Genomic DNA, 25903 nt, shown 5'->3' with positions numbered 1-25903 from the left:
TGTGAAAAGCACTTACTTAATTGTTGCAATACTTTTGGCTCTAGGTAATTCGGTTACCTGTATCGGGCAGGCAAAAAAGCCAACCTTAATGATCCTCCCCAGTGACAACTGGTGTGAGCAGCGGTATTTTATGACCGAATTTGATAATCAAGGCACCAAGCAAAAGGTACCCAATTATAAACAGGTATTTCAGGAAGACGCGGAAATCAACCAGGTTATAAGTAAAATTGGTTCACTCATGATTGAGCGCGGTTTCCCCCTTAAAGATGCAGAGCAAGAACTGAAAGCAATAGAGGCAAGAAGTGCAGAGGACAATATGACGAGTAGTACAACCTCAGCTTCTTCAATTTCGGAAAGCCCACTGGATAAACTAAAAAACAAGGCAAAGGCAGACATTATTATTCAAATATGGTGGAAGATCAACAAAACCGACAAAGGAAATTCTGTTTCATTTACTCTGGAAGCTTTTGATGCGTTTACCAGTAAAAGGATAGCATCATCAACAGGTATTGGATCGCCTAACACCACTGATTTAGTTCCAGAGCTTTTACAAAAAGCGGTGTTAGCTAATATCGACCCTTTTGCAGCTCAATTACAAAAACATTTTGATGACATGTTTAGTAATGGCAGGGAAGTTATTGTAACTGTAAAAAGATGGAAGAGCTGGGATAAGAATCTGTCAACAGAGGTAAATGGAGAGGAAATAACAGACTACATTAATAAATGGATGGCACTAAACACCACGAAGGGCAGATTTAGCACTAGTGACGCCACTGAAAATAATATTCGCTTTGACCAGGTTCGTATTCCATTATTCGATTCCAATAATAATGCGCTTGATGCGCGGCAATTTGCAAAAGGACTGCAAAAATATTTAAAGGCGGCTCCTTTTAATTTTGAAGTGAAATTAATGACACGCGGGCTGGGAGAAGCAATTCTGGTGCTGGGTGAAAAATAATAGCAATGAAAAAAATTATATCAATCTTGGTACTTGTATTGGCATGTGGCGTAAGCAATGGACAAACAAAATCAAATGGATTTAACCGGATAGTTTTAAATACATATCTGCCTGCAAATATATCGATACCCAAGGAAGCGAAAAAAATGCTGGAAGATAAATTGACACAAATAGCCACCCACTATGGTGTTGGGGGAAATTCCATAAACCCCAGATTTGTCATAACAGCAAATGTAAATGTGGGTACTAAGGATTTCATTTCCGGTCCACCACAAATGCTGGCCCAAAATCTGGAAATCACCATTTCTATCGGCGATGCATATACAGCCATGCGTTTTTCTGATATAACCATTAAGACCAAAGGGGTGGGAACCAATGAGGACAAAGCATTCATTGACGCCATAATAAACCTGAATAATCAAAGCAAAGAGATAGCAGTTTTGATGGAAGAAGGGAAGAACAAGATAATTTCCTATTTCAATTCGCAATGCGAATTCATTATTAAAGAAGCTGAAGGGCTTGCAAAACAAGAAAAGTATGACGCTGCAATTTACACGTTGGTACTCATACCCGATGTTTGTAAAGAGTGTTATATAAAAGCCGCTAAAAAGCTGCCAGCAGTTTATAAGTCGAAGATAGATTTTGATTGTAAGCAAAAGTTGCAGGAAGCAAAGAATAAATGGGCAGCAAGTCCTAATCAAGAAACAGCTTTGCTTATTGAGGAGAATTTATCTTCAATAAGCCCGTCTTCCTCCTGCTTTAATGAGGTTAGGGCCTTTTCTGAAAAAATACTGAAAAAGACAACAGTAGACGAGAGAGAGAAAAAACTACTTGCCCAAAAGAATCATGTTGAAGAATTATCGTTGGAAAAAGAACAAATTATTGCGTACGAAAATATAGCTGTAGCTTATTTCAACAGGCAGCCCGGTACGAAAGTTTACAACAATATTTATTGGAAATAAGCATGAAACAAAATAAAATGACCGCACGTTTTCTAGTAATAATTTGTTTACTGTTCGTCAATATTCATTGCTATTCTCAGTCATTTAATGATGAAAAGGTTGTAGTGACCAACTATGTTAAGAGAATGTATCTGGCTTCCTCTTTTGAAGGTGCAAAATTAATAGAAGGCGAGGACAGAAAATATTATGTGGTTGCCATTACCCTGCCAGATGAAAGTAAGGAGCCATCTTCCGAAAAACAACTTACTACTGCAGAACACAAAGCCGAGGAATCGGCCAGGAGTACTTTTGCAGAGCCATGTATAAAATTGGAGATGCTTGTTGCAATGCCCGACCAGGGGAAGAAAAAAACAACGTTTTTATTTTTATGTCAGCCCCTCTCTGAATTTGTTGTAATTACTTATAAGCAGCAGCCGTTTGATGGAGCAAAGCTAATTACTACCCCCAATTCCAGTTATTTAATCTCGGGAGTAACCCTGGAGAATAAGAAATATGCATCTGCGGCTATGATGGATAGAGTAGCTCAAATAAAAGCAAAATCTCAGGCGAGTATTTTTTTCAACGGGTCAACTATAAGCTCAGATATGATCATTACCACAAGTGGACGCAAGAAAGACAATGCATCTGAAATGATCAGGGAACAATCTATGGGGTTTGTTGATGGATTGGAAAACCTCGTGAAATTTGACCTCGATAGCAAAAAGGTATATTTTTTTTATAAAGAGCTAAAAAAATAGCTGGCCGTTTTTACATACACACTAAAGCAAGTTTATGATATGATTTTTCGTCTGAAAAGAGCCTCCCTCGCATTATTATTGATCCTAACGACCTTTTCGTGTGCACTGGCGCAGGAAAAAGATAAAGTGGTAACCCTTACCGTGAGCGGCAGCGGTAAAACACAAGATGAGGCAAAACAATCGGCTCTTCGGTCTGCAATAGAGCAGACATTTGGTGCATTTATATCGTCGAAAACGGAGATATTAAACGATAAGGTAGTAGCGGATCAAATCAGTTCTGTTGCCAGCGGCAACATACAATCGTTCGATGTGTTGAATGCTTCTCAGTTGCCAGATGGTACCTGGGGTGTGATGCTAAAAGCTGTTGTTTCTGTAAGTAAGCTATCTAGTTTTGTGCAGGCGAAGGGGATTGCCGTTGAATTTAATGGAGCAGTTTTTGCGATGAATATAAAACAGCAACTTCTAAATGAACAAGGTGAATTCAAATCTATTGTTGATCTATTAATGTTGCTACATGAACCCATGCAAACGGCTTACGACTATGAAATTAAAACAAGTGAATCCAAGGCATCGAGTATTATAGACAAAGAAGGTAAAAACTGGAACATACCAATAGTTGTGACTGCAACTACGAATAAGAATATTGATGTCTGCTCAGAATATCTTTTTAAAACATTAAAGGCAATAAGCTTAACGAGAGAAGAAGTGCAGACATATGCAGAGCTTAAGAAGCTATATTTTCAATATGAAATAACGTATAAAGGACAGAGCAAAAAAATTTACTTAAGGACACTTGCGTCATCTCTAGCACTGACAAATTTTAATTATTGTATAGAGGGGTATATAAGGTCTTTTAAGGTTGTCTCGGACGTTGAGACTTATGGAAATGGAGAAATTCACTTTTATAAGGTTGCTCACCCAGGGAGTATTACGTTATTAGCCTCAGGACAAAAAGCCGCGACATTTATGTGGGACGATCCTAAAACGCTTCAACAAATTGAGCATATAAGCGGATACGTTGTTAAGCCCAGAGGTATACACTCCCTTATAAAAAACGGAGGGGTTGTTATTTACGAGGAAAACGGGCATGGTTTAGTTGCAGCTATCACAGATATTGATCCGGCAATGAAATGGGACGTTGCAAAAAAGGAGTGCGATGAACTTGGAATGGGTGGGTACCACGATTGGAGGTTGCCATCTGTTAAAGAATTGAAACTTGTGTATCAAAATTTGGGGAAAGATGACATTGGTGGTTTTAACACAATAACAAAGAAAAATAGTCAACATGTTGCAATAGGAATTCCCATAATGGATGCTAATCTGGTTCATTTGGGTTATTGGAGCGCGAATAATCATACAGCTATCGATTTTGACAATGGCGAATCATTTAAAATTCGTTTTGACATATGCAACTGTAGTACTCGGGCAGTTCGTTCTTTTTAAGGATGTAAAGACAAATTTCCTTTCAATTCAATAAATATTATGATGTGATGACAATAATAGATGCTAAACGCAATAATGCAACTTTTTTTTTAATAATACTGTTTTGCAATTTTTGCATCGGTGCACAGGTGCAGCATGTAAATTCACCTAAAAGAAACGAAGCAACAACAGCAAAAAAAGGGGTGACAATTGAGAAAATTAAAAAAGCGGAGCCAACAAAGAAAGCTGATGGAGTTTTATATAAATCTGTGAAAATTGGAAATCAAATTTGGATGGCTGAAAACTTAAATGTGACAAGGTTTAGAAACGGGGACTCAATAAACGAAGCAAAATCTGATAATGATTGGAATGGAAAGCTTGTTGACTCAAATTTTGAAATGAAGTCAGCCTGGGCAAATCTTAATTTGGAGTCTGAGAATATTGAGCAACTCGGATGTATCTATAGTGGCGGCGCGGTAATAGATCCAAGAGGTTTAGCACCAAAAGGGTGGCACATTCCTACTGAAGATGAGTGGCTTGAGCTCATAGAATATTTAGGAGGGGAAAATATCGCTGGTAAAAAGTTGAAAGATACAACAGGATGGGAGGATGACGGAAATGGCACAAACGTAAGCGGTTTTTCTGCTTTGCCTGCGTCCTATTTACTGGGTGGCATGCGTACAAAAGGGCAATGTTTTTTTTGGACTTCGAACGTTGATCGGAAAATTATGACCACCAAAGTGTATAGAATGACGCCGATTCTTAATTCTATAACGTATATTAAATTATATAGTTCATATAAGAGTGGGTATTCTGTTCGATGTATAAAGGATTAATTTGGAATATGGTCGCTTTGTGAAATGGATTTGGGATTATTTGTAAGTGCAAAAATATCTTGCCGTAGAGCTACCGTAGAGAATCGTTAAACAGCTTTGTATTACTGTGGACTCATATGGACATTTACCGTCTTTTTGAAAATCTCCGAAGTGACTATAAGTGTTCATTGGAGTATAATTCAGTTCATTTCATACAATAACTAAAGCCCCCGTCCAGACTCGAACATAGCATGTTTTTTAGCCAAATTTCCATAATGAGGATTTATACAGTATTTATGAATCTGTAAAGGCGTGGCAATAAGATTGAGGAATAAAAAACTAAATTTGTAAGTAGAATAGTTGGTATGTGATATGCGATTCTTTGCAGAACTATGACTTCAATAGTGAATTGATTAATGAGTACTTTTAAAGTTACTTTAAATCTAATGAACAATTTAGGGGCAAATTTTTGTAAAGAAATGTCCTTCATTTTACGGGAGTAAACTGCCGTTTACTCCCGTAAACTCCCATTTCTTAAAGTAACTTTACAGGTGATTTAGCTGGATATCAAATACTGCTTAAAATACTTTCGATTAATTTATTACTTTTCTGCGTCGAGTTTGATTGTTTTCCGTTTAATCCTTTCGAAATTTTACCCTTACCGTTTCCAAATCACACTATAAACTACATCAAATTGATTCTTGTGTTGGCTCTGATCAAAAGTAGCCACATATCTTTTAGCCAAAACAAATACCTGAAGCTGATAGAAAAAAAAATATACTAAGGCGTCCAAGAAACTCAATAAAGCCATACGTAAGTCTCCAAATGATATTGAATTGAACTATTCAATGTCTGTTTATTTAGTGATGAAAAGTATAATAATGTGGATTTTAAGAAGGCATATGACTATTTGCTACTTTCAAAGAACCATTTTGAAAGTCTGACTGATGATAAAGAGATAAGAAGTCTAAATAAAATTCCTATCAATCCTTTGGTATTGCCAGGAATAGAATGGATTGGCTGGAAGGCCTATGAATACTATGTTTTAGCGTGGTCGCAAATATTTGGTGAAGAAGCGGTGAAACGATTTCACTTTAAATCGGAATGGCACACTATCATTCAATGAACTATTTTCAAAAGTACAAAGTAATTAGAAACGAAAGGGAAATATCTTTAAAATGTTGTCACTTTAGAATTATTGGTTCGAATCCCTTTGTCCCCTTTTCGATCTGCTGAAACGTTTTGCACATTAGGTCGTTCCAATTGACCGGAAAGCTTCACCTTAGTTGAACGTATTCCTTGGGACGTCATAAAACTATTCCCTCTGCACGTTTGCGAGACAAGACTTTCTTTGTACGTTGCGAGATAAGATTACGTTCTAGCCTTATGGTAACCCTAAAGATGAATTGGAAGCTTTTACTTTATTAAAGTACATAGCTGAGGGGAATCCGTTCAGCATCTTTTTGCAAAACGGCAAAAAATATCCCGGTGGAATAAACTCTAACATCAAAAAATCGAGGGGGATTGAGCAATACTTCAATTATTTCAAAATGTTATCAGAGATAGAAAAGTACTATCAAGTAAGATTCATATCAATTGATGAAATCACGGATGATACTTTTCAGTTGGTTCGATTACTTTATGCAATCAGTTGTAATTCCGAGATGCAATTGGATTTTACTTCTTACTTAGAGGGCAAATTTGATGCCGAAGCAATAACTAATTTGAAGGAAAGAAATGGTGAACCTATCAATGACCTTACCATAGTTTTTGATACATACCGCATTTTTGTTCACGACCAAATCTTTACATTCAAACATAGGACTTTGCGTATTAATGATGCAGAAGTAGTGAATCTTGATGCCGTGCTAAATGGAGAAACTGATATGCTAAGGATAACCACGTACTTTAAGAGGGGGGACTAAGATTTTTTCAGTAAAAAATTACCATTACAAATTGGGTCAATATTGGCACTTTTAAAATCGTTATATGAATTGATGAGAGTTGTGTACGTTTGGCTCCATATTTTGAATTATTCTTGTAACTGGAATTTCTCTTGCATACACTTAATATATCTCCATCAATCTTTTAAGAGAAACATAGTATTATACTTGGTAAGACTGAATTTTTAAAGAAAAATCTACTTCGAGCACAGTTTCTCTAAGTAGTTGTAAGTATTTAAGCAAAAAGCCATTATGAAAAAAGTCAGACTGAACCTGATTTTTATAAAAATCAAACGCTGAAGATCTGCTCAGGCGTGACAAAAGTTCTAATTCCTTTGTTACATCAAAATTTATTTGAAAAATCCTATCACGTAGAGAATTATATATTTCTCCAAAATTTATCTCATTATCCGTCTGCCATTTTTCTAAATTGGGCACAACTTCAAAATTGCTGATACGTGTTGTTCGTTGAATATGGTAATATTCCTTATTTATTACGTCTCCCATTAAGCTCATTTTAAGAATTTGATTATAGAGTGATGTAATGCCTTCCAAAAGGGAATATACACAATATATTACTATGGTTACTGATGAAATAAGGACAATAAAATTTTATAAAAAAGCTAAACAGAAGAGTTGAACTTAGATTTATAAAATAAAATTAATATTATTTTATGTGTAATCCAATAATCGCTTCATTGTGCTGAAATTATATTTATTAATTGTACTTTTATCCTCAATTAAAATTTTATACTATCTCTATGAAAAACTCTTATGCTTTTCTTTTAGTTTTATTGTTCATTTCTAGCAAATTAAGAGCCAATAACCCACCTAGCTTTGTTTCTATTTCACCACAAACTATAACTGTATGTAAAAACTCACTAAATAATAGCTTGAATGCTCTATTGCAATTCAACGATCTAGATACCGGGCAAGTTGAGGTTATATCTATTTTTAGGTTGCCTACCCATGGTAGCATTACAGGCTTAGATGACACTTTGAGTTCTTCAGGTCTTGCAATGGCCCCGTCACATACGGTTGCTTATTCACCTGTCATCGGTTTCACGGGTACAGACACCTTCAAGATCAAGATCTATGATGGAACTGATTCTGCAATAATCACAATAGTCGCTACAATTTTTCAACCGTCCACACCAATTGTACTTTCACCTATTCAATATTGCAATAATGGACCTGATTCTGCATTAGTAGCAACAGGTGCATCTTTACAATGGTATACTTCTGCAACAGGAGGGGTAGGCTCATCAGTAACACCAATCCCTTCAACTGCGCTAGTCGGAGAAACAAAGTACTATGTCTCGCAAACAATAAGTGGATGTGAAAGTGCAAGAGATTCTATTAAAGTTACAATTAAGCCATTACCTGTAATATCCGTTACTCCATCGTTAGATACTATCTGTAATGGCAATAGTGCTGTTTTAACTGCAGTTGGCGGAACAAGTTATTCATGGAATCCCGTCTCAGGTTTAAATACATCTACTGGATCATCTGTTGTGGCTAGTCCTAGCGCAACCCAATTATATTTGGTTACCGGCTCTGATACAAATAATTGCAGCAATACAGCAATTAGTGCAATTACAGTAAATCCTCGACCAGCAGATATTCAGGTATATTTAACAACGGCTGCTGTCACTTGCATTGGACATCAAATTCATTTATTGGAAACCAGTACTGGAGGAATTTGGAGCAGCGGAAGTCCTTCTATAGCTACTATAGATCCTTCTACAGCATATATTACTGGGCTCGATACAGGTGCTGCTATTATATCTTACATATATCCCGTTACAGGTTGTTTCGTAACTAGAGTCGTTTCAGTTCATCCTGATAGTTTACATCTTGGGTCATTCAGTACATGTTATGGCAATCCTATCACTGTAAGAGATTCACTAAATAATGATCCTTGGGAAACCTACACTGGAACTCATATTGGCATTAATCATGTCAGCTTTACTTATTCATTAGGAGGTGGTTGTGAAGTAGATTATCAAGTTATAACAAACTCCCTTCCCAACCCGATCTCTAGTCCGCCTGCTCTTTGTGTAGGTTCTTCTGTAACATTAACCGATATTGATTCTGGAGGAATTTGGACTTGTAACAGCCCGTCAACAGCAACTATTAATGCCACTACTGGGAAACTAACAGGACTTGCTTCAGGTACAGTAACAATTACATATACGCTTCCTACCACATGCTTTACTACAATTACAATTACTATCAATGCACTTCCAATTATTTCTATTTCTCCTACGTTCGCCTCTGTTTGCGTTGGTAGCACTCGCACTTTGACTGCCAGTGGTGGAATAAGCTATTCCTGGATACCAGTAACAACTCTGAGCTCTAGTACTGGAGTGTCTGTCGTTGCTTCTCCAACGACAACAACTACTTATACTGTTACAGGAAATAATATCAATGGTTGCATAAGTACTGCAACTAAGATAGTTACAGTTAATTCTTTGCCAACTGTTACAATGGCATCACCACCTACGACAATCTGTAGTGGTCAGAATACAACTCTGACGGCAACAGGCGGAACTACATATTCATGGCTTCCAACAACAGGTTTAACCACAACTACAGGTACGTCAGTTAATGCGCATCCGACAGTTACAACAACTTACACAGTAACGGGTAAGGATGGTAATTTATGCGCTGATACATCCGTTACAACAATTGTAGTTGATTCATTGCCAACAATCAGCATCACACCAGCACCTGCTATAATATGTAGCGGACAAAACATCACACTAACCGCGTCGGGTGGTATCAGTTATACTTGGACTCCATTTACAGGGCTATCTGCTTCTACCGGTGGGGTAGTAGTCTCTAATGCTACCGCAACTACTATCTACACGGTAACAGCGGTTGGAGGTAACGGATGTGCTAATACTACAAATAGGACTGTTGTTGTAAATCCAGTTCCAACAGTTAATGCAATATCTAGCCAGGTAGTCTGTAATAACACATCTTCCGTAGCAATTACATTCACCGGATCAGTTGCTGGCGCTACATACAGTTGGACAAATAGTAATAGTAGCATAGGACTGGCTTTATCGGGTGCAGTAAATATACCGTCATTTACCGCATTGAATTCAAGTAGTGTTGCTGTAACATCTACAGTTACAGTTACTCCTTTTTCTAATGGATGCACCGGCATTCCAATGTCTTTCACGATAACTGTCAAACCTTCACCTACAGTTACTCCTATTCCCAATCAAATAATATGTTCCGGCTCTACATCGACTTTAATATCATTTAATGGTGTTGCTGTAAGTGGTAGTCCAACTACCTATAATTGGATCAACAGTAACAGTGCTATTGGGCTTGGCGTATCCGGGTCGGGTGATATAGGGTCATATCTTGCTACAAATGCAACCAATGTTCCATTAGTTTCAGTGGTTACTGTAACTCCAGTAGCTAACAGTTGTAGTGGGCCTCAGCAAATATTTTCAATAACAGTCAATCCTCGACCAAGTTTATCCGTAACATCTAATCAAATTTTGTGTAATGGAAGCATGACTTCGTTGACTTCTTTTTCTGGTCCGGTTGCGGGCACTACTTATAGTTGGGCTTCATCTGATACTACAATTGGTATTGCCTCATCAGGAAATGGAAATATTGCTTCTTTTACTTCAATAAATTCTGGTGTTACAGTTGTTACTTCAACGATTACGGTTACTCCAAATGCTAATGGATGCGCAGGTATCCAACAATCTTTTACCATTTCAGTTAAACCTACACCGATATTATCACCTGTCTTGAATCAGTCGGTGTGCAATCATGCACTAACTGCGCCAACTACATTTACTAGTTCTGTAGTACCAGTAACTTACACATGGTCGAATAGTAACAGTAGTATCGGCTTGGCTACTTCAGGTACGGGTAGTATTGGTTCATTTACAGCTAACAATGGATCTGCTGTTGCGGTAACATCCACAATAACTATTACTCCGGCTGCAAATGGTTGTGCAGGCAGTTCAATAAGTTTCAATTACACAGTAAACCCTTCACCAACTGTATCGCCAATTTCAAATCAAACTCTTTGTTACAATACTTTTACCTCTCCAATTATATTTAATGGATCTGTGGCCGGTACAACTTACAACTGGGCAAATAGCAACAGTAGTATCGGCTTGGCATCTACCGGTACAGGCAATATTGCCTCATTCACAGGCATTAACAGCACCAGCGTTACCGTAACGGCAACTATAACTGTAACACCAGTGTTCAACGGTTGTATTGGGACTTCAAGTAACTTTACTATCAATGTAACTCCCACACCTTCGATTAATCCAGTTGCGGATCAGGCAATTTGTAAAAATACAGGTACTTCACCCATCAATTTTTCTGGTTCGGTGCCTGGTGCTAGTTATACCTGGACTAATAGTAATGCAGGAATCGGGTTAAGTGCCAATGGAACTGGAAATATTTCGTCATTTACCGGTTTGAATAGCAGTAGTGTTGCTGTCACCTCGAATATTATCGTTGCACCATCTGTTGGTAGTTGTATTGGTACTCTAGATAGTTTTACTATAACAATCAATCCTGCGCCAACAGTTAATACTACTACAAACCAAATCCTATGTAATACTTCGTTGAGCACGCCAATCATATTTGGGGGATCACCAATTATCGGAGTACCAACAACTTATAACTGGGTGAATAGTAACAATAGCATCGGTATTGCTAGTACAGGCTCAGGAGATATTGGTTCTTTTACTGCTATTAATACAGGAACTGTTGCCATCACTTCCACTGTAACAGTTACCCCTGTGGCAAATGGATGTAATGGATCATCCAGTTCCTTTAACGTAACTGTTAAACCAACACCGACTATCACCTCATTATCTAACCTGGCTGTATGTAATGGTGCTGCTGTGTCCATTTCCTTCTCAAGTGTTGTAAGTGGTACAACCTACAGTTGGGTAAATACTAATAGTAGTATAGGCTTAGCTACATCTGGGACAGGTAGTATTGGATCGTTCATTGCGGTGAACTCTGGTAGTACAATCACATTTTCGTCAATTACTGTTACACCTACTGCAAATGGATGTATTGGTTCTTCACAGATCTTTACAATTACGGTTGCGCCAACAACTACAGTATCTGCAGTCGTGAATCAAGCAGTATGCAATAATGCATCAACTACACCAATTACTTTTACAGGAGGCGTTGGTGGGACTGTTTACAATTGGTCAAATAGTAATAGCAGCATTGGCCTTGCAACTACTGGAACAGGCGATATAGGCTCTTTTACTGCAATCAATAATGGAAGTGTAGCAATAACTACTACCATTACAGTTACACCGGTTGCTAATAGTTGTACAGGAGCTCCACAGACGTTTACATTAACAGTTAAGCCTACACCAACCGTAAATCATATTTCCGACCAGATTGTATGTAATAATACATTGACTTCAGCAACTTTTGCAGGTGCTGTTTCAGGTACGTTGTACAGTTGGACAAATAGTAATAGTACAATTGGGATTACTACAACTGGGACAGGGAATATTGGATCTTTCACAGCTATTAACACGGGTACTGTCTCAGCAACGGCAATAGTATCCGTTACACCTTCGGCTAACAGCTGTATAGGTATTGCTGACTTTTTTACAATAACAGTAAAACCATCACCAACTTTACTGCCTATTGCCAGTCAAACATTATGTAACACACAATCTAGTACGCCCATTTTGTTTAGTGGCGTAGCTATCAGTGGTTTTTCAACTACCTATAATTGGATCAATAACAACAGCAGTACTGGTTTACCAGGATCAGGAGCCGGAGATATAAGTACGTTTACTGCTCTAAATACAGGTAGTACGCTAATTGTGTCAACTGTTACGGTGACGCCCGTTGCTGACGGATGTAATGGAGGCACTCAGATTTTCACTATCACTGCTAAACCATCTCCAACAATATTCCCAATCGCGGGGCAGACAACTTGTAATAATGCGTCAACTTCAACAATAGTGTTTACTGGATCTCCTGTTACTGGATTTTCAACGACATATAACTGGATCAATAGTAATGCAAGTATTGGTCTTGCTACTATTGGTACAGGTAACATTGCATCGTTTGTCTCTGTTAACACGACATCGACACCAGTTACTTCAACGATTACTGTAACACCATATGCAAATGGATGTAGTGGTTTGCCGCAAACAGTTTCTGTAGTGGTAAATCCGACTCCAACGGTAATACCTGTTACTAGTCAGATTGTTTGTAATGGAACCTTTGATACTGCAATTGCACTCAGTGGCAATGTAAGCGGTACAGTTTACAATTGGTCAAATAGTAATAGCAGTATTGGTCTTGCAACGACTGGGTCGGGAGATATTGCTTCATTTATTGTGATTAACACAGGTAGCGTGGCAGTAACATCAACTATCACAGTAACACCAGTTGCTAATACATGTGTTGGTACAAGCCAAAATCTTACAATTACTGTTAAACCAGCTCCTACGGTTCTCCCTATTTCAAATCAATCAGTATGTAATAACAACTTGACATCCTCTGTTATTTTTAATGGAACTTCGGTTAGTGGATCTTCTACTATATATAACTGGATAAACAGTGATGCAACCATCGGGCTGTCTTCTTTTGGAAGTGATAGCATAGGGGCATTTACTGCCAGCAATCTGACAAGTTCGGCAATTGCCTCCACAATTACGGTTACTCCTGTAGGTAACGGTTGCATTGGTGGTTCTCAGCATTTTACTATCACAGTAAAACCAACACCAACCGTATTGAGTGTGCCAGGACAAACAGTATGCAATAACACCAATACTGCAACAATAGTATTTAATGGAACAGTAAGTGGTACAAACTACAATTGGTCTAATAGCAATAGCAGTATTGGATTAGCGTCATCAGGAACAGGTAATATCGCATCATTTACAGGAATAAATAGCAGTAGCGTAGCCGTAACATCAACAGTAATTGTAACCCCTGTTGCCAATAGTTGTGTTGGATCACCTCAGAGTTTTAGCTTAAATGTAAAACCATCTCCAACTGTAATTTCTGTTGCAAGCCAGACGATATGCAATAGCTCAACTACGACTCTAGTGTCATTTACAGGGTCTCCAATAAGTGGATTTTCTACTGTTTATAATTGGACTAATAGCAATAACACTACAGGTATTCCAGCAACAGGATCTGGTGATATATTGCCATTTGTCGGATCGAATTCTGGGAACGTTGCAAATGTTTCTACTATTACGGTCACTCCAGTTGCAGATCTCTGCAGTGGTAGTCCTGTTAATTTTACGATAACCGTAAATCCCACCCCTGATTTACTGCCATTGACAAGTCAATCTGTTTGTAATGGAGCGGCGACTACTGCCATTATTTTTAGTGGAGGTGTTACAGGTACAGTCTATAATTGGGTAAATAGCAACCCATCTATTGGGTTGCCAACAGCAGGTACAGGTAACATGGCTGCATTTACTGGTATCAACACCACAACTGCTACTTCTGTGTCAACAGTTACTGTAACTCCATCGGTTAATGGGTGTATTGGTGCTGCTCAAGTCTTTACAATATCTATCAAGCCAACTCCGGATGTAAATCCAGTTTCAAATCAAATAATATGTAATGGAGCTTCGGCAGCAACAGTATTATTTGGCGGTAGTGTAGTTGGCACTGTTTACAATTGGGCAAACAACAATGGAAGTATCGGTCTTGCAGCATCTGGTATTGGTAACATCCTTTCCTTCCCAGTGGTAAATGTTGGGACAACAAGTACCATTTCAACTATTACCGTTACTCCATTTGCAAATAGTTGTAATGGTCCCGCGCAAAATTTCACCATAACTGTAAACCCAACTCCAATTATTTCCCCAGTTTCAGGTCAGTCTATTTGTAATGGATTCTCAACCACATTAGTATCATTCAATAGTAATGTTGCGGGAACATCCTATAGCTGGGCAAACAACGCCCCATCGATAGGTCTTGCTTCAACAGGGGCTGGGTCAATAGCTCCATTTTCAGCAATAAATGCCGGAAGTACAGTTGTTTCAGCTATCATTACTGTCACACCTACAGCTAATCTTTGTAATGGAAGCACAACTACTTTTACAATTGATGTTAAACCCACACCTTTTGTTTCTCCGGTTTCTGGGCAGACAATATGCAATGGAGGCGCGACCACATCAGTAGTATTTGGTGGGTCGGTAAGTGGAGCCAGTTATAGCTGGGTCAATAGTACTTCTGGTATGGGATTAGCTAACTCAGGAACCGGCAATATCTCATCCTTTGTAACTAATAATACAGGTACGGTTGCTGTTACTTCTACAATTACAGTTACTTTAGCTGCGAATGGTTGTACAGGTAATTCTCAAAATTTCAATATCACTGTAAATCCTACTCCAAATGTTTTTTCTGTACCTAGTCAAACTGTATGTAATTCTGATTTTGTAGCATCTACTATATTTGGAGGTTCTGTTTCGGGAACTGTTTACAATTGGATCAACAGCGACACTAGTATAGGAATTGTTGCAACTGGTGTTGGTAATATACCTGCATTTACTGCTTTAAATGGTGGAATTACCGCTGTTATCGCAACTATAAACATAACTCCATATGCAAATGGGTGCAACGGTCTATCTAATAGCTTCAATATTACGGTCAATCCTACACCCTCAGTAGCCGCGGTGTCAGATCAAAGCGTATGTAATCAACTTAGTACCGCCGCAATTATTTTCGGAGGTTCGTTAGTTAGCGGTACAACCTATAACTGGAGTAATAGTAACAATAGCATAGGATTATCGTCCAATGGTATAGGGAATATAGGCTCATTTTCCGCAATTAATACCAGTCCCGTTGTAGCTACATCTACGATCACTGTAGCTCCATCTGCAAATGGATGTATTGGTAGTCCTGTTAGCTTTGTAATTACAGTTAATCCAACTCCTGCAGTTATAACCGGTGATACTACAGTTTGTTTTGGATTGACATCTTTACTCTCAGATATTTCAGTTGGCGGTAGTTGGAGCACCAGTAACATTTTAGTTGCGTCAATTAGTCCTGTTGGTCTTGTATCTGCATTATCAACTGGGATAGATACGATCACTTATACTTTACCAACGGGTTGTCTTATAACAACTATGTTATTAGTAAACCCGTTGCCCAATGCAATAACAGGTACTGATTCCGTATGCGTTGGGGCAAATGTTGGATTGGCAAATACAACGCCGGGTGGCATATGGAGTAGTGCCAATCTCTCAATTGCAACTGTTAGTACTTCAGGATTAGTTTTTGGTGTCCATTCAGGAATTGATACTATTGTCTATACAATTTCTAGCACAGGTTGCCAGGTTGTTGATCTGATCAAAGTCAATCCTTTGCCGGTTCCTATTTTTGGTAGTCCAACAGCATGTGTGAATTCACCAGTAGTGCTTACAGACTCTTCAGGTGCTGTAATGTATGTTGTTACTCCAGTCACTCCTGGAATACTCACAATTACACTCTCTAACTTGTCTGCATGCAGTAGTCATATTTCTGTCCTAGTAAATCCGTTACCTCAACCTATTATAGGTTCAACAGGATTGTGTCTCGGTACTACATCTCAGCTGACAGATAGTGTTTCAGGTGGGGTGTGGAGCAGTAGCGATACTTCAGTTGCAACCATAAGCAGTACTGGTTTAGTATATGCAAGAGCAGTAGGCAGTTCAACAATTTCTTACACATTGTCCTCAGGGTGCTATAGAACAGCTACGGTTACAGTAAATAACCTGTTTATTATTAGTGGTGTACAACTAATACATCCAGTAACATGTAACGGCATAAGTGGTGCCATAAAGATAATGGGAGTTGGGAGCTCGATCACTTATAACGTCAATTATCTTAAAAATGGTATTCCTCACGTAACAGTAAAAACTTCTGATGCAGTTGGTAATTTACTTCTTGATAGCTTAACTGCGGGTACCTATACAAACATTAGTGTCTCATTAGGTGGATGTACTTCAAATTACGTTACAGGATTACTAGTTGATCCCCCTAATCCTGCCATTCCACATTTGACAACTAACTCACCTGTCTGCCTAGGTTCAATATTGAATTTGAGCTCAACAGATACTACGATAGGGGTTTCATTTGTATGGAGTGGTCCAGGAGGTTACACGTCAACGTTTCAAAACACAGCAATAGTTCCAGTTTCGTTGTCAGACTCAGGATATTATAAAGTAACTGCAGGAATAAATAATTGTTTTTCTTCAGATAGCGTAATGGTTCACGTGCTTTCTATACCTAATGGCTCGTCTATTACAGGAAGTCAATTGGTATGCCAATTTGCAACGACGATACTTTTGGATTCTGTATCAGGGGGTATCTGGTCAGTTAAGAATAACCATGCTGCAATTAATAGCTCAGGAGCTTTGACAGGTATTTCTTATGGATTAGATACAGCAGTTTACATACTATCCAATATCTGTGGTAGTGACACAAATTCATTAGAAGTCTTTATTGATCGAATACCCGTGATTGATAGCATTACTGGCCCTGCATATGTTTGTGTTGGCTCTACTGTTACTGTGGCAGATATTACTCCTGGTGGAACCTGGCTGATGACCAATACTGATGCTGTAATTAATACTGCAGGTCTGGTCAGCGGCATACTGCCTGGGACAGACACAATTCAGTACGTAATTACAAATACCTGCGGATCAGATACAGTTCACAAGTCTCTCGCGGTGATTGCTTTGCCCGTTGCCGGCAATATTACAGGGCTGCCTGACGTATGTATCGGTTCTAATATTTTGTTGAGTGATACTGCGATTGGCGGTATATGGAGCAGCAGTAATTTAAGCATTGCAACGATTAACTCAACTGGTGTCTTGCACGGGCTATCATTTGGGAATGTTGTAATTCACTACACTGTAACAAACGTATGTGGAGTTGCAGATGTAACTGATACCGTCATTGTTAAACAGCTTCCTTATGCCGGGTCAATATCTGGTCCAAGTAGCATTTGTGCAGGTTCTTCAAGTATACTACATAGTATAGTCCAGGGTGGAAGCTGGAGCATTGTTGCATCAAGTGGAGTAATCAATATCAATACATCTGGATTAGGCTCGGACAGTGTTAGGGTAGATGGTATTAATGCCGGTACAGCAATTGTCAGATATGTAGTGTCAAATACATGCGGATACGATACTGCCATATTCTATGTTACTGTCAATCCTATTCCTTCTTTAAGTAGCACTTTGAATCCTGCAGGTGTATGTAGCGGTTCGCCATTTAATTATTTGCCGACTAGTGCCAGTCCTGGTGCCAGTTATTCATGGAGTAGGGCAGTAGTTCCGCTCATTGTGAATGTTGCAGGTTATGGTGTTGATAGTATTAATGAAACACTTGTTCTAAATGGGGCTCTACCAACGAGTGTAATATATAATGTCACTGTAACTTCTTTAGGTTGCAGCAACACTCAGGCCGTTTCAGTTATTATCAATCCTATTCCGGCAATGAATAGTAGCTTGAACATCACTACATGTTCAGATGTCCCTATAAATTATCTTGCCAGTAGTGCTACGCCACTAACATCTTTCATATGGTCACGAGCAAGTGTTTTAGGTATATTACCTTCAGTGGGTACTGGGACTAATTATATATCTGAGAGTCTTACCAATTCTACCAGTGCTGGTATATTTGTAGTGTATACATTTACTCTATCTGCAGCTGGTTGTACTTCGACTCAAAATGTAAATGTACTTGTTGAAACCCAAGCACCTGCTCCGCCGAGGATCACTACTATGTCTCCATCATATTTGTGTACAGGAACAATGTACCAGAATTTTGGTGCTGCTTCAATTCCTCCATCAGGAATAAAATATACCTGGACAGCAAATGGTGCAGAAGTATGGGCTACCGGTATTGACGACCAATATTGTCTGGTTAACTTTAAGTATCCGGGCTTTACCTGGGTAACTCTTTCTTCATCATACACTGGATATACCTGTAAAACGAGGGACTCGTTTGTAGTACTTGTAGGCGATTACACGTCAATGTCACCTGAAGTGATCTATCACCATCCTGATTTTGTATGCTTGTTTAATCCTGAGTGGACCTATCAGTGGGGTTATGACGACGTGGGTACATTAGATTCATCTCTTTTGGTTGGTGAAACTAATCAGAACTATTATAATGAGAATCCTGACTTTACAAACAAGTACTATTGGGTCATCACCACCTATAAGGATTGTATGCAGAAGACCTATTTAAGAGTGCCAACAATAGTTAATGACATTACTTCAGGCAAGGTCGGTAAAATGGAAATATCACCCAACCCAAACAATGGACGATTTAATGTGAAGTTGACATCGGACTTTACAGAAAATGGACAGTTAATTGTAACAGATTTTTTAGGCCGGGAGTTATTGAAGAGGGAAATCAAAACAAACAGTACCATAAGCGTTGACCTCAATGAAACAGGGGTATATATCCTGTCGATTGTAACAGCACATGGTCAAGTTGCAGATAAAATTATTGTTCAACTATAGTATCAAATCGAATAGAGATGAAAACTAAAATTGTATTTTTAGCACTGCTTCTAATGACAAGTGGAAAGGACATTGGATTATTATTCAAGAAGAATTTTCAGAATTAGATCTTAGTTTGACATATTTCTGATTGTTACTGTAACTTTATCTGAAGCTATATTTTGCATTTTTTGATAGTAAGAAAAAAGTGCCCCCCTTTAGCCGACACTAAAGGCAGTCGAAACGGATAGCGAGTTTACAATTTTACTCGAGTATCAATATATGTAATTTAATTTCTTTTAATTATTTAAACAATAAACAATATGGAAAACATTTTAATTGATAATGATAAATTTAGCAATTTCAAATTGTTAGAAAATAAGGAAGCACTTTTGAAAGAGTTATACGATGATACTGTTGTTTATGCTATAGATTTTCAATTTAAATTTCAATCTATGGATCGGTCTGTCGTTATGCAATTTACAACATCTGTTGATGGACCAAGAAGAGAAGAAGTTATTTTATTAAAGTTTAATGATTTTGGGGAAATGCGTCGTATTAGTGCTTTTATTGATCACATTTATCATCAATTTTTCCCTAAAGGAACAATTCAAAATATTAATCACGATGCATATTTAATGACTATTTTCCTCAAAGGCGTGACTGAACAACCTTTATAATAACTTAAAACTAAAGTAAAAATTAAACCATGAAAGATTATTCTGCAAGCGTAATAGATCATTTAGGTACGACCTATGAATTCAAAATTGTAATTAATGACAAATTCAGAAGTGGACGGATGTCCTACCTTAATGAAGAATACGTAATTAGTCAATGTTCAAAATCTACCGTGACAAATGGATTGATTTTCCTAATGCACCTTGGCCAATACATAAAGGTTAAGGTACTTTTGACATCGTCATGCAATGAACAAGACAACCTACTTGAAATAATTGTAGGTGATGCGATTACTCGATATGTTTTTGATTCGGGAAGTTGTAAAGAATTTCAGAACTATGTGACTAATTTGAATCTACCTAATGCAAATCAAAGTGTTTTCAAAATTTATGATGAGAAACCATGGGAGGGAAACTTTTCAATCGATGGGTTAAAACCACAGCTTTCTTTATATCTCGGATGGGCTCCCATCGGCTCAAGCCCCTTTGTGAAATTTGTTAATGTGACAATAAATAATATCGATGTGGATTTATCAACTATTTATTCTTGGCCCGGAGGAAGACAAGGGGTAATTTTGCCAATGGGGAATTATACACCTAACCAGCAATACATTATCTCATGGAAATGTGAGACATCTTTGGCACCCTATAAGGCAAAAACAGTAGTCGGTTATTTCGTTAATAATGACTTAAATACTAAGAAAATCCTTCGAATTAAAGAAGTTGATTCTTACGATGAGTGGACGGATAGTGCAACTATTCTTTTAATGACAGATGACTAGAACTTTGAAGGATTGTTAGGTGGGGTAAAACCTCTAACTGATGCAGATACTGAGCGAGTAGTTTACTTAGTTAAGAATAAACAAGCAGCTTAATACATTGAATAAATAGAAACCCCAATGTAGTGATACATTGGGATTTTTTTTTCGAAACTTACCTACCCATTTATATCAATATTGATATTACAGCGCAAGCCGTCAGGTCCTATACGGAACTTACTCCGTTAATGCTCAGCTGGTTTGATGCACCATGTCTTCCACCAATAAACATTCTAAGCTCATCTTGAGGTCAAATCGAGCCCAGCTACATAGAGTAGCGCAACATTATAAAAGCCAAACAATACAGTACAATGCGACTAAAGCAACGGCTGTTGCGACCAAGAATTGAACAAAAATAAGAAAGCAGCTACAAGTTAATGCAACTGCTGTTAATTATGAGTAATTCAGATACACTTACATCAAGATCCTATGCGGTCTAATACAATGTTGCTAAGGTCAAATTTGTACCATAATGCCCGAGGCAAACCGGTTAAATATATAAACACGACCTGGCCTACTCACAGGGCTATGCTAGAAATGCAAAGTAAATAAGGCTACTTATTTCATATTTATCATCACGTGCACAACCTCAACAATTTCGCCATTGTTTTCATGTCTTGAAAAACCCACTTTCATATTTGCAAAGCTATGGAGGTCGTCTCTCACGCTAAAGCCCGAGAGAGGATAGTCATCTCCATAATTATTATTAGAATTCAGATCTTTGATGTATTGAGTATAGTTGGTCCATAAATTGTCAAACCGTTCTGCCTCACCAAACACAATTATAAATTTACGCTTAAGCTCATGTGTGTCATATTTTGAAAGTAGTTTTATAAGGTGATCTGCAATTACTGTATTTTTGGGGCCACAACTTTCGAGTCTGAAACATTCAATAATGGTAACTGGGATTCCATTGCTCATCCTAATCATAATGTCTAATTCACCAGCTCCTTTTCCATTACCAGAAGTCCCAGATCTCGTTTGGTCTGAAATATTATGCCCTTTGGTTCTTAATAAATCAACAATGTCATCATTAATTAGGTCTTCAATCTTCTTTTGAAACTTTCGTTCAAGAATTCGTGATCCAACTTCAATAAGATCATTTAGGATTTTATCAAGTGAGTATATGGGATTATTATCAGGCTCAGGACTATCAATTCGATATAACCCAAGAAGTTTATGAACATTTACTCCTGTAGCACTCACTTCACACGGTATAGTTCTGAAAGTATTTTCAAACCCTACTCTTTTAACAAATGCATAGTTAAAGAGATGGGGGGTCTTTGAATTAATGCATTCTTGACAATTACATGGGATTTTCTCAGGAACATCAGGATAATTCAAAGATTGATGTATGTCATTCAATTCTTTCCTGATAATCTCAAGTAAAAAAGATGCATTATTGCCATGAATCCAGATATAAAGCTTTCGAGAATATTGGTCGACCGTAACTAATGCCCTTGTATTTTCTCTTTGAATAATTACCCCATTCTTCCAGAAGGTTTTATCGTATACCAAATTTCTTGTTCTAACAATAAAGCGAGCCATTATACCCGCAGGCATAAAGTCATATTGGTACTCAAAACGCAAATTATCTTTGTAATCCCAATCAAATTCAACTTTTTCTGGCTGAAGTAACTCTGGTATTAGAAACAAGTTTCTTTCAACCTCGAAACATAACTCGAACTTCTTCATGAGTGTAACTATGTAGGGACGCTTGTCACGCTCAAATCCTTCAAGTATAGAGTCTAACATGTCAGAGTCAAATTCACCGTTCCGAGCTATAACAGCTTTTGAGTCAAGTATTTTATATACTGCATTTGTTGCCCATTCCGGTTTTAAAAAAAGTATATTTCTTAAGAAATTGTCATCTTGAAAATGAAGAAAAACACCAAGATCATGAAAGTATTGACTTAAAAAAAGTGCTCGCTTATTTGACAAACCGTGCTGGTTACAAATGTTTAAATATTGTTCAGCTGAAATATAGTTTGACTCTTGAGTTTCTAGTATTGTCCTTATTTCCAACCATACTTTGGGAAGCTTGTCACCAATAAGGGGCAATGAATCAATTTCCGCTCTAATTTTTGTTGTGAGCAAGTCAATATTTTTACCACTACTTGCACTGACTTGATGGAAAGAAACTATGTTTTTGAACTTTGCCTTGAGTGATTTTTCATCAATGTTGGCAAGTCTTTCATCAATTTTATTTAGCACAATTATTACTGGGGAGTTGCTACTCAAAAGACGAATAACATTAAGCCAATAATCAAAGCTAATAAGATGTTGATCTGTTCTTGCTTCCCAGATTAGCAAGTAAAGAGATCTGTTTGTTAGAAAAAATTGGTGAGTTGAATGATATATCTCCTGTCCTCCAAAGTCCCAAATATTGACTCTGAAGTCAGATGATGACTGCGTTTGAATCGTCCATGTTTTTATATCAATCCCTTCTGTAGTTTGGGTTTCGGGTATCGAGTCATGTATCAAGCGATTCATCAGATAGGTTTTTCCAACGTTGCCTTGTCCGACTATCAGCAACTTTGCTTCGAATAATTGTACATTATCACCAAGCGATAGATAGTAGTTTATGATTCCTGAAACACCCTGTGAAGAAATTTCCACTGGTACTCTTCCTATCGGATTATTATTGAAATCCAGAAACTCCAAGGAGGTAAGATTTTCAAATTCCTTTGGCAAAGAACTAATCTCATTTCCACTTAAATTCAGCCTTTTAAGCTTTTTTAATTGACCGATACTACTTGGTAAATATTGGAGCTTATTGAAACTTAAATCGAGTTCTATCAAATTCTCAAGTCCTTCAAAGGCATCATCCTCTATTGAATTAATATTGTTTTCAGACAAATCTAATTTCTCAAGAGTATGAATTTCACTTACTGCAGTTGGAAATTTTTGTAATTTATTGCCTTTTATATTTAAACTGTTGCATTTCGAATATGTTATTTTTTCTGAAGGAATTGATGTTATTTGGTTGTAACTAATATCAACTTTTTCAATACTCATCAAATTTCTAAAGTAATGCCCCGTTATTTCATGTATTTGATTATCCGATAAGTTTAGGTATTTAATATTCTCGAGAGTAAATACAATTGTAGGTAGTTCTTTAAGTGTATTATTTCGTAGACTTAGGTGCTCTAATTTCTTAAAACGATAGAACCAGTCAGGAATTTCATCAATAGAGTTGCCAAATAAATCTAAATACCTGATTTCGGTACAAATATTAAGTTCTATTGGAACTTCTTTTAGTCGACCAGATGTAAGCTGTACGTTCTTGGTATTAGATTTTAAACCCTCTAGTTTTTCTTTAATGTGTTGTTTCATGTTCTGTAAGTGTTTTATGCTAAGTGACTCAAGTGCAAGCGGCAAATGCAACTTATGTAAATCTAATAATTTAGCTCGTGAAGTGAAATTTTTCTTTTTTTTGTGTCAGTTATTGAATTTATTCTGGACTTTTTCTATTTGTTGTAAAGTGATGGAATTGAGATCTATTTTTTTGTAAAATATATTGTTAGTCCATTTTGGTTTTCATTACATTCTTTGCTACGAGGAATACGGGGCAACAAAGAACCACAGGACCATTAAAGCCTCAGTAATAGTCAGGTATCATGGATCTTATACCCAATTGTGGCGGATGGGAAAGAATACTCCGTAAGGGATAATTTTTATTGTTTTTATTTCCTTATTGATTCTTATAAACTATATTGACTTTGTTCAATAAAGGGCACTATATGCTCAGCTGGTTAGAGCACCATGTCAGTCCTACATACAAACTCATTTGGGAATCTTTACAAAGCCATTTTTGACCTCCTGTTCTGTACAGTGGAAAATCTCTCAGGCAATTTACCGACAAACATGGTATTTGCTGCAACATCGTTTGGAATGTTCAGGAAGCAAACAATGGAGATATTTGGTTTAAAACTGAGAAGGGAGTTTGTTATTTTAATGGAAAACAATTTATTGTGCAGCAAGAAGGTGAAATGAGTTCGAGGCCAATAAATTACGACTTCATGAAAGACCAGTTACTAATTGATCATTACTATGACGGAAAATATCTTGTAAAAATTGCACTACCGCACACCTCATACATTAAGGATGAAAATAAAAACTCTCGCTTTCAATACGATATTTACAGTACGTTAAAAGACCGGCGTGGTAATATATGGTTCGGGACATGCACTGCAGGTGTTTGTAAATATGATGGGAAAGAATACACTTGGATTAAAAATAACGAATTAGGTGTTCCGGTTCGCTCTATTTTTGAGGACAAAATGGAACAATTTGGATAGGTAACAACGGTTATGGCTTGTTTCGATATGATAGTGGAGCGTTAGTTAATGTAACAAAGCAACAAAATCTTGAAAATTCAAATTTCATCAAAAATTTTGAAAGTAAAGAAGGTACTCTCGCTCGTGTATGGACAATAGCAGAAGATAAAAAAGGAGATCTTTGGATAGGGACTATTGACGCAGGTGTCTGGATGTTTGATGGTAAACGTTTGACTAACTACACAACTAAGGATGGGCTTGGGACTGACCTAATCTGGGCAATTTATAGAGATAAAAACGATATTCTATGGTTTGGGACGGATGGAGCCGGAGTTTATCAATTTGATGGAAGGAAATTTTCGAAATTTAAATTGTAACCATCATTTCTTCTGTTGTTGTTTGTATTTACTAACTAATACCCTTGCGTAAGAATGTATTTCATAAAAGAAATTTTTTATCTGGTTCGAAGTTTTGTCAGTTAGGGGCACTTAGAGCAAAATTGCTCGAATATTGATGGGGCTGCTCGTGGCGAGTAGCCCCTTTTCCTTTACCGACGCGGCTTTAGGCGCGAAGGTATTAATCAAATAAGCGGTTCGATAACTGTTGTCATGGTAATCAAGGGAGCTGTCGAACACCAGTTCAATAAAGTGTTTTTGTTATTTATTTGGAATTTATTTTGACTTCCTAGCCCTTCGGACATCCGGAAGAACGGGGCTCGCTCATTATTCAAAATATCATACACGAACAGTCTGTAACCGATTATATTTACAGGATGGGAGTCCTCAAAATCGCTGCTA

General features: G+C 37.5%; 15 protein-coding genes. 12 read left to right on the top strand and 3 right to left on the bottom strand.

The features are described from left to right. The first annotated feature begins 1 nt into the window (after position 1). From CJD36_RS20220 to CJD36_RS20190, 7 genes are all read left to right on the top strand, one after another. Complete coding sequence (locus CJD36_RS20220; protein ID WP_205685659.1) at positions 2 to 958, top strand: DUF6175 family protein; 957 nt, start codon at positions 2 to 4, stop codon at positions 956 to 958. Between the two features lie 5 nt (positions 959 to 963). After that, entirely contained in the window at positions 964 to 1920 is a 957-nt protein-coding gene (locus CJD36_RS20215; protein WP_105041029.1) for a hypothetical protein, read from the top strand. A 2-nt stretch (positions 1921 to 1922) separates the two neighbouring features. Then, positions 1923 to 2657: a hypothetical protein gene (locus CJD36_RS20210; RefSeq protein ID WP_105041028.1), complete on the top strand. Its 735-nt coding sequence runs from the start codon at positions 1923 to 1925 to the stop codon at positions 2655 to 2657. A 39-nt stretch (positions 2658 to 2696) separates the two neighbouring features. Next, complete coding sequence (locus CJD36_RS20205; protein WP_105041027.1) at positions 2697 to 4100, top strand: DUF1566 domain-containing protein; 1404 nt, start codon at positions 2697 to 2699, stop codon at positions 4098 to 4100. Positions 4101 to 4147: 47 nt separating this feature from the next. Next, on the top strand, positions 4148 to 4915 hold the full coding sequence (locus tag CJD36_RS20200) for a fibrobacter succinogenes major paralogous domain-containing protein (RefSeq protein WP_105041026.1): 768 nt from the start codon (positions 4148 to 4150) through the stop codon (positions 4913 to 4915). Between the two features lie 862 nt (positions 4916 to 5777). Next, positions 5778 to 6020 carry a hypothetical protein gene (locus CJD36_RS20195; RefSeq protein WP_105041025.1) on the top strand — a complete coding sequence of 81 codons (243 nt, stop codon included), beginning with the start codon at positions 5778 to 5780 and terminating at the stop codon, positions 6018 to 6020. 280 nt (positions 6021 to 6300) lie between these two features. Further along, a complete protein-coding gene (locus CJD36_RS20190) occupies positions 6301 to 6819 on the top strand; it encodes a hypothetical protein (protein WP_105041024.1) in 519 nt (172 codons plus the stop codon). A gap of 180 nt (positions 6820 to 6999) precedes the next feature. Here the strand turns inward: CJD36_RS20190 and CJD36_RS20185 are convergent, their stop codons facing one another. Continuing rightward, a complete protein-coding gene (locus CJD36_RS20185; protein WP_133162735.1) occupies positions 7000 to 7344 on the bottom strand; it encodes a hypothetical protein in 345 nt (114 codons plus the stop codon). Between the two features lie 386 nt (positions 7345 to 7730). On the opposite strand from CJD36_RS20185, the gene CJD36_RS20180 reads away from it, so the two are divergent. The 3 genes from CJD36_RS20180 (at position 7731) to CJD36_RS20170 (ending at position 20790) form a co-directional block, all read left to right on the top strand. Then, positions 7731 to 19352 (top strand): T9SS type A sorting domain-containing protein, encoded by an 11622-nt coding sequence (locus tag CJD36_RS20180; RefSeq protein WP_133162734.1) that lies wholly within the window; start codon positions 7731 to 7733, stop codon positions 19350 to 19352. A gap of 302 nt (positions 19353 to 19654) precedes the next feature. Next, positions 19655 to 20011, top strand: a complete 357-nt coding sequence (locus CJD36_RS20175; protein ID WP_105041021.1) for a hypothetical protein — start codon at positions 19655 to 19657, stop codon at positions 20009 to 20011. 29 nt (positions 20012 to 20040) lie between these two features. Next, positions 20041 to 20790, top strand: coding sequence for a hypothetical protein (locus CJD36_RS20170; RefSeq protein WP_105041020.1), 750 nt, complete (start codon positions 20041 to 20043; stop codon positions 20788 to 20790). A gap of 594 nt (positions 20791 to 21384) precedes the next feature. Here CJD36_RS20170 and CJD36_RS20165 read toward each other — a convergent pair. Then, on the bottom strand, positions 21385 to 24162 hold the full coding sequence (locus tag CJD36_RS20165) for a COR domain-containing protein (RefSeq protein WP_105041123.1): 2778 nt from the start codon (positions 24160 to 24162) through the stop codon (positions 21385 to 21387). A gap of 686 nt (positions 24163 to 24848) precedes the next feature. Here CJD36_RS20165 and CJD36_RS20160 point away from each other — a divergent pair. Both CJD36_RS20160 and CJD36_RS20155 read left to right on the top strand, forming a co-directional pair. Further along, positions 24849 to 25127 (top strand): two-component regulator propeller domain-containing protein, encoded by a 279-nt coding sequence (locus CJD36_RS20160; protein ID WP_161499398.1) that lies wholly within the window; start codon positions 24849 to 24851, stop codon positions 25125 to 25127. A 17-nt stretch (positions 25128 to 25144) separates the two neighbouring features. After that, a complete protein-coding gene (locus CJD36_RS20155; RefSeq protein WP_105041018.1) occupies positions 25145 to 25483 on the top strand; it encodes a two-component regulator propeller domain-containing protein in 339 nt (112 codons plus the stop codon). A gap of 203 nt (positions 25484 to 25686) precedes the next feature. Here CJD36_RS20155 and CJD36_RS23530 read toward each other — a convergent pair. Then, on the bottom strand, positions 25687 to 25903 hold a 217-nt coding region (locus tag CJD36_RS23530; protein ID WP_205685658.1), incomplete at its 5' end, for a hypothetical protein.

Source organism: Flavipsychrobacter stenotrophus, from assembly GCF_002954265.1.
Classification (GTDB): domain Bacteria; phylum Bacteroidota; class Bacteroidia; order Chitinophagales; family Chitinophagaceae; genus Flavipsychrobacter; species Flavipsychrobacter stenotrophus.
This window is presented reverse-complemented; position numbering and strand designations above follow the sequence as displayed.

Bases quoted from the DNA above. Each gene is read 5' to 3' on its own strand.
- CJD36_RS20215 (WP_105041029.1), top strand. From the start codon at position 964: ATGAAAAAAATTATATCAATCTTGGTACTTGTATTGGCATGTGGCGTA.
- CJD36_RS20210 (WP_105041028.1), top strand. From the start codon at position 1,923: ATGAAACAAAATAAAATGACCGCACGTTTTCTAGTAATAATTTGTTTA.
- CJD36_RS20205 (WP_105041027.1), top strand. From the start codon at position 2,697: ATGATTTTTCGTCTGAAAAGAGCCTCCCTCGCATTATTATTGATCCTA.
- CJD36_RS20200 (WP_105041026.1), top strand. From the start codon at position 4,148: ATGACAATAATAGATGCTAAACGCAATAATGCAACTTTTTTTTTAATA.
- CJD36_RS20185 (WP_133162735.1), bottom strand. From the start codon at position 7,344: ATGGGAGACGTAATAAATAAGGAATATTACCATATTCAACGAACAACA.
- CJD36_RS20175 (WP_105041021.1), top strand. From the start codon at position 19,655: ATGGAAAACATTTTAATTGATAATGATAAATTTAGCAATTTCAAATTG.
- CJD36_RS20170 (WP_105041020.1), top strand. From the start codon at position 20,041: ATGAAAGATTATTCTGCAAGCGTAATAGATCATTTAGGTACGACCTAT.
- CJD36_RS20165 (WP_105041123.1), bottom strand. From the start codon at position 24,162: ATGAAACAACACATTAAAGAAAAACTAGAGGGTTTAAAATCTAATACC.
- CJD36_RS20160 (WP_161499398.1), top strand. From the start codon at position 24,849: ATGAAAGACCAGTTACTAATTGATCATTACTATGACGGAAAATATCTT.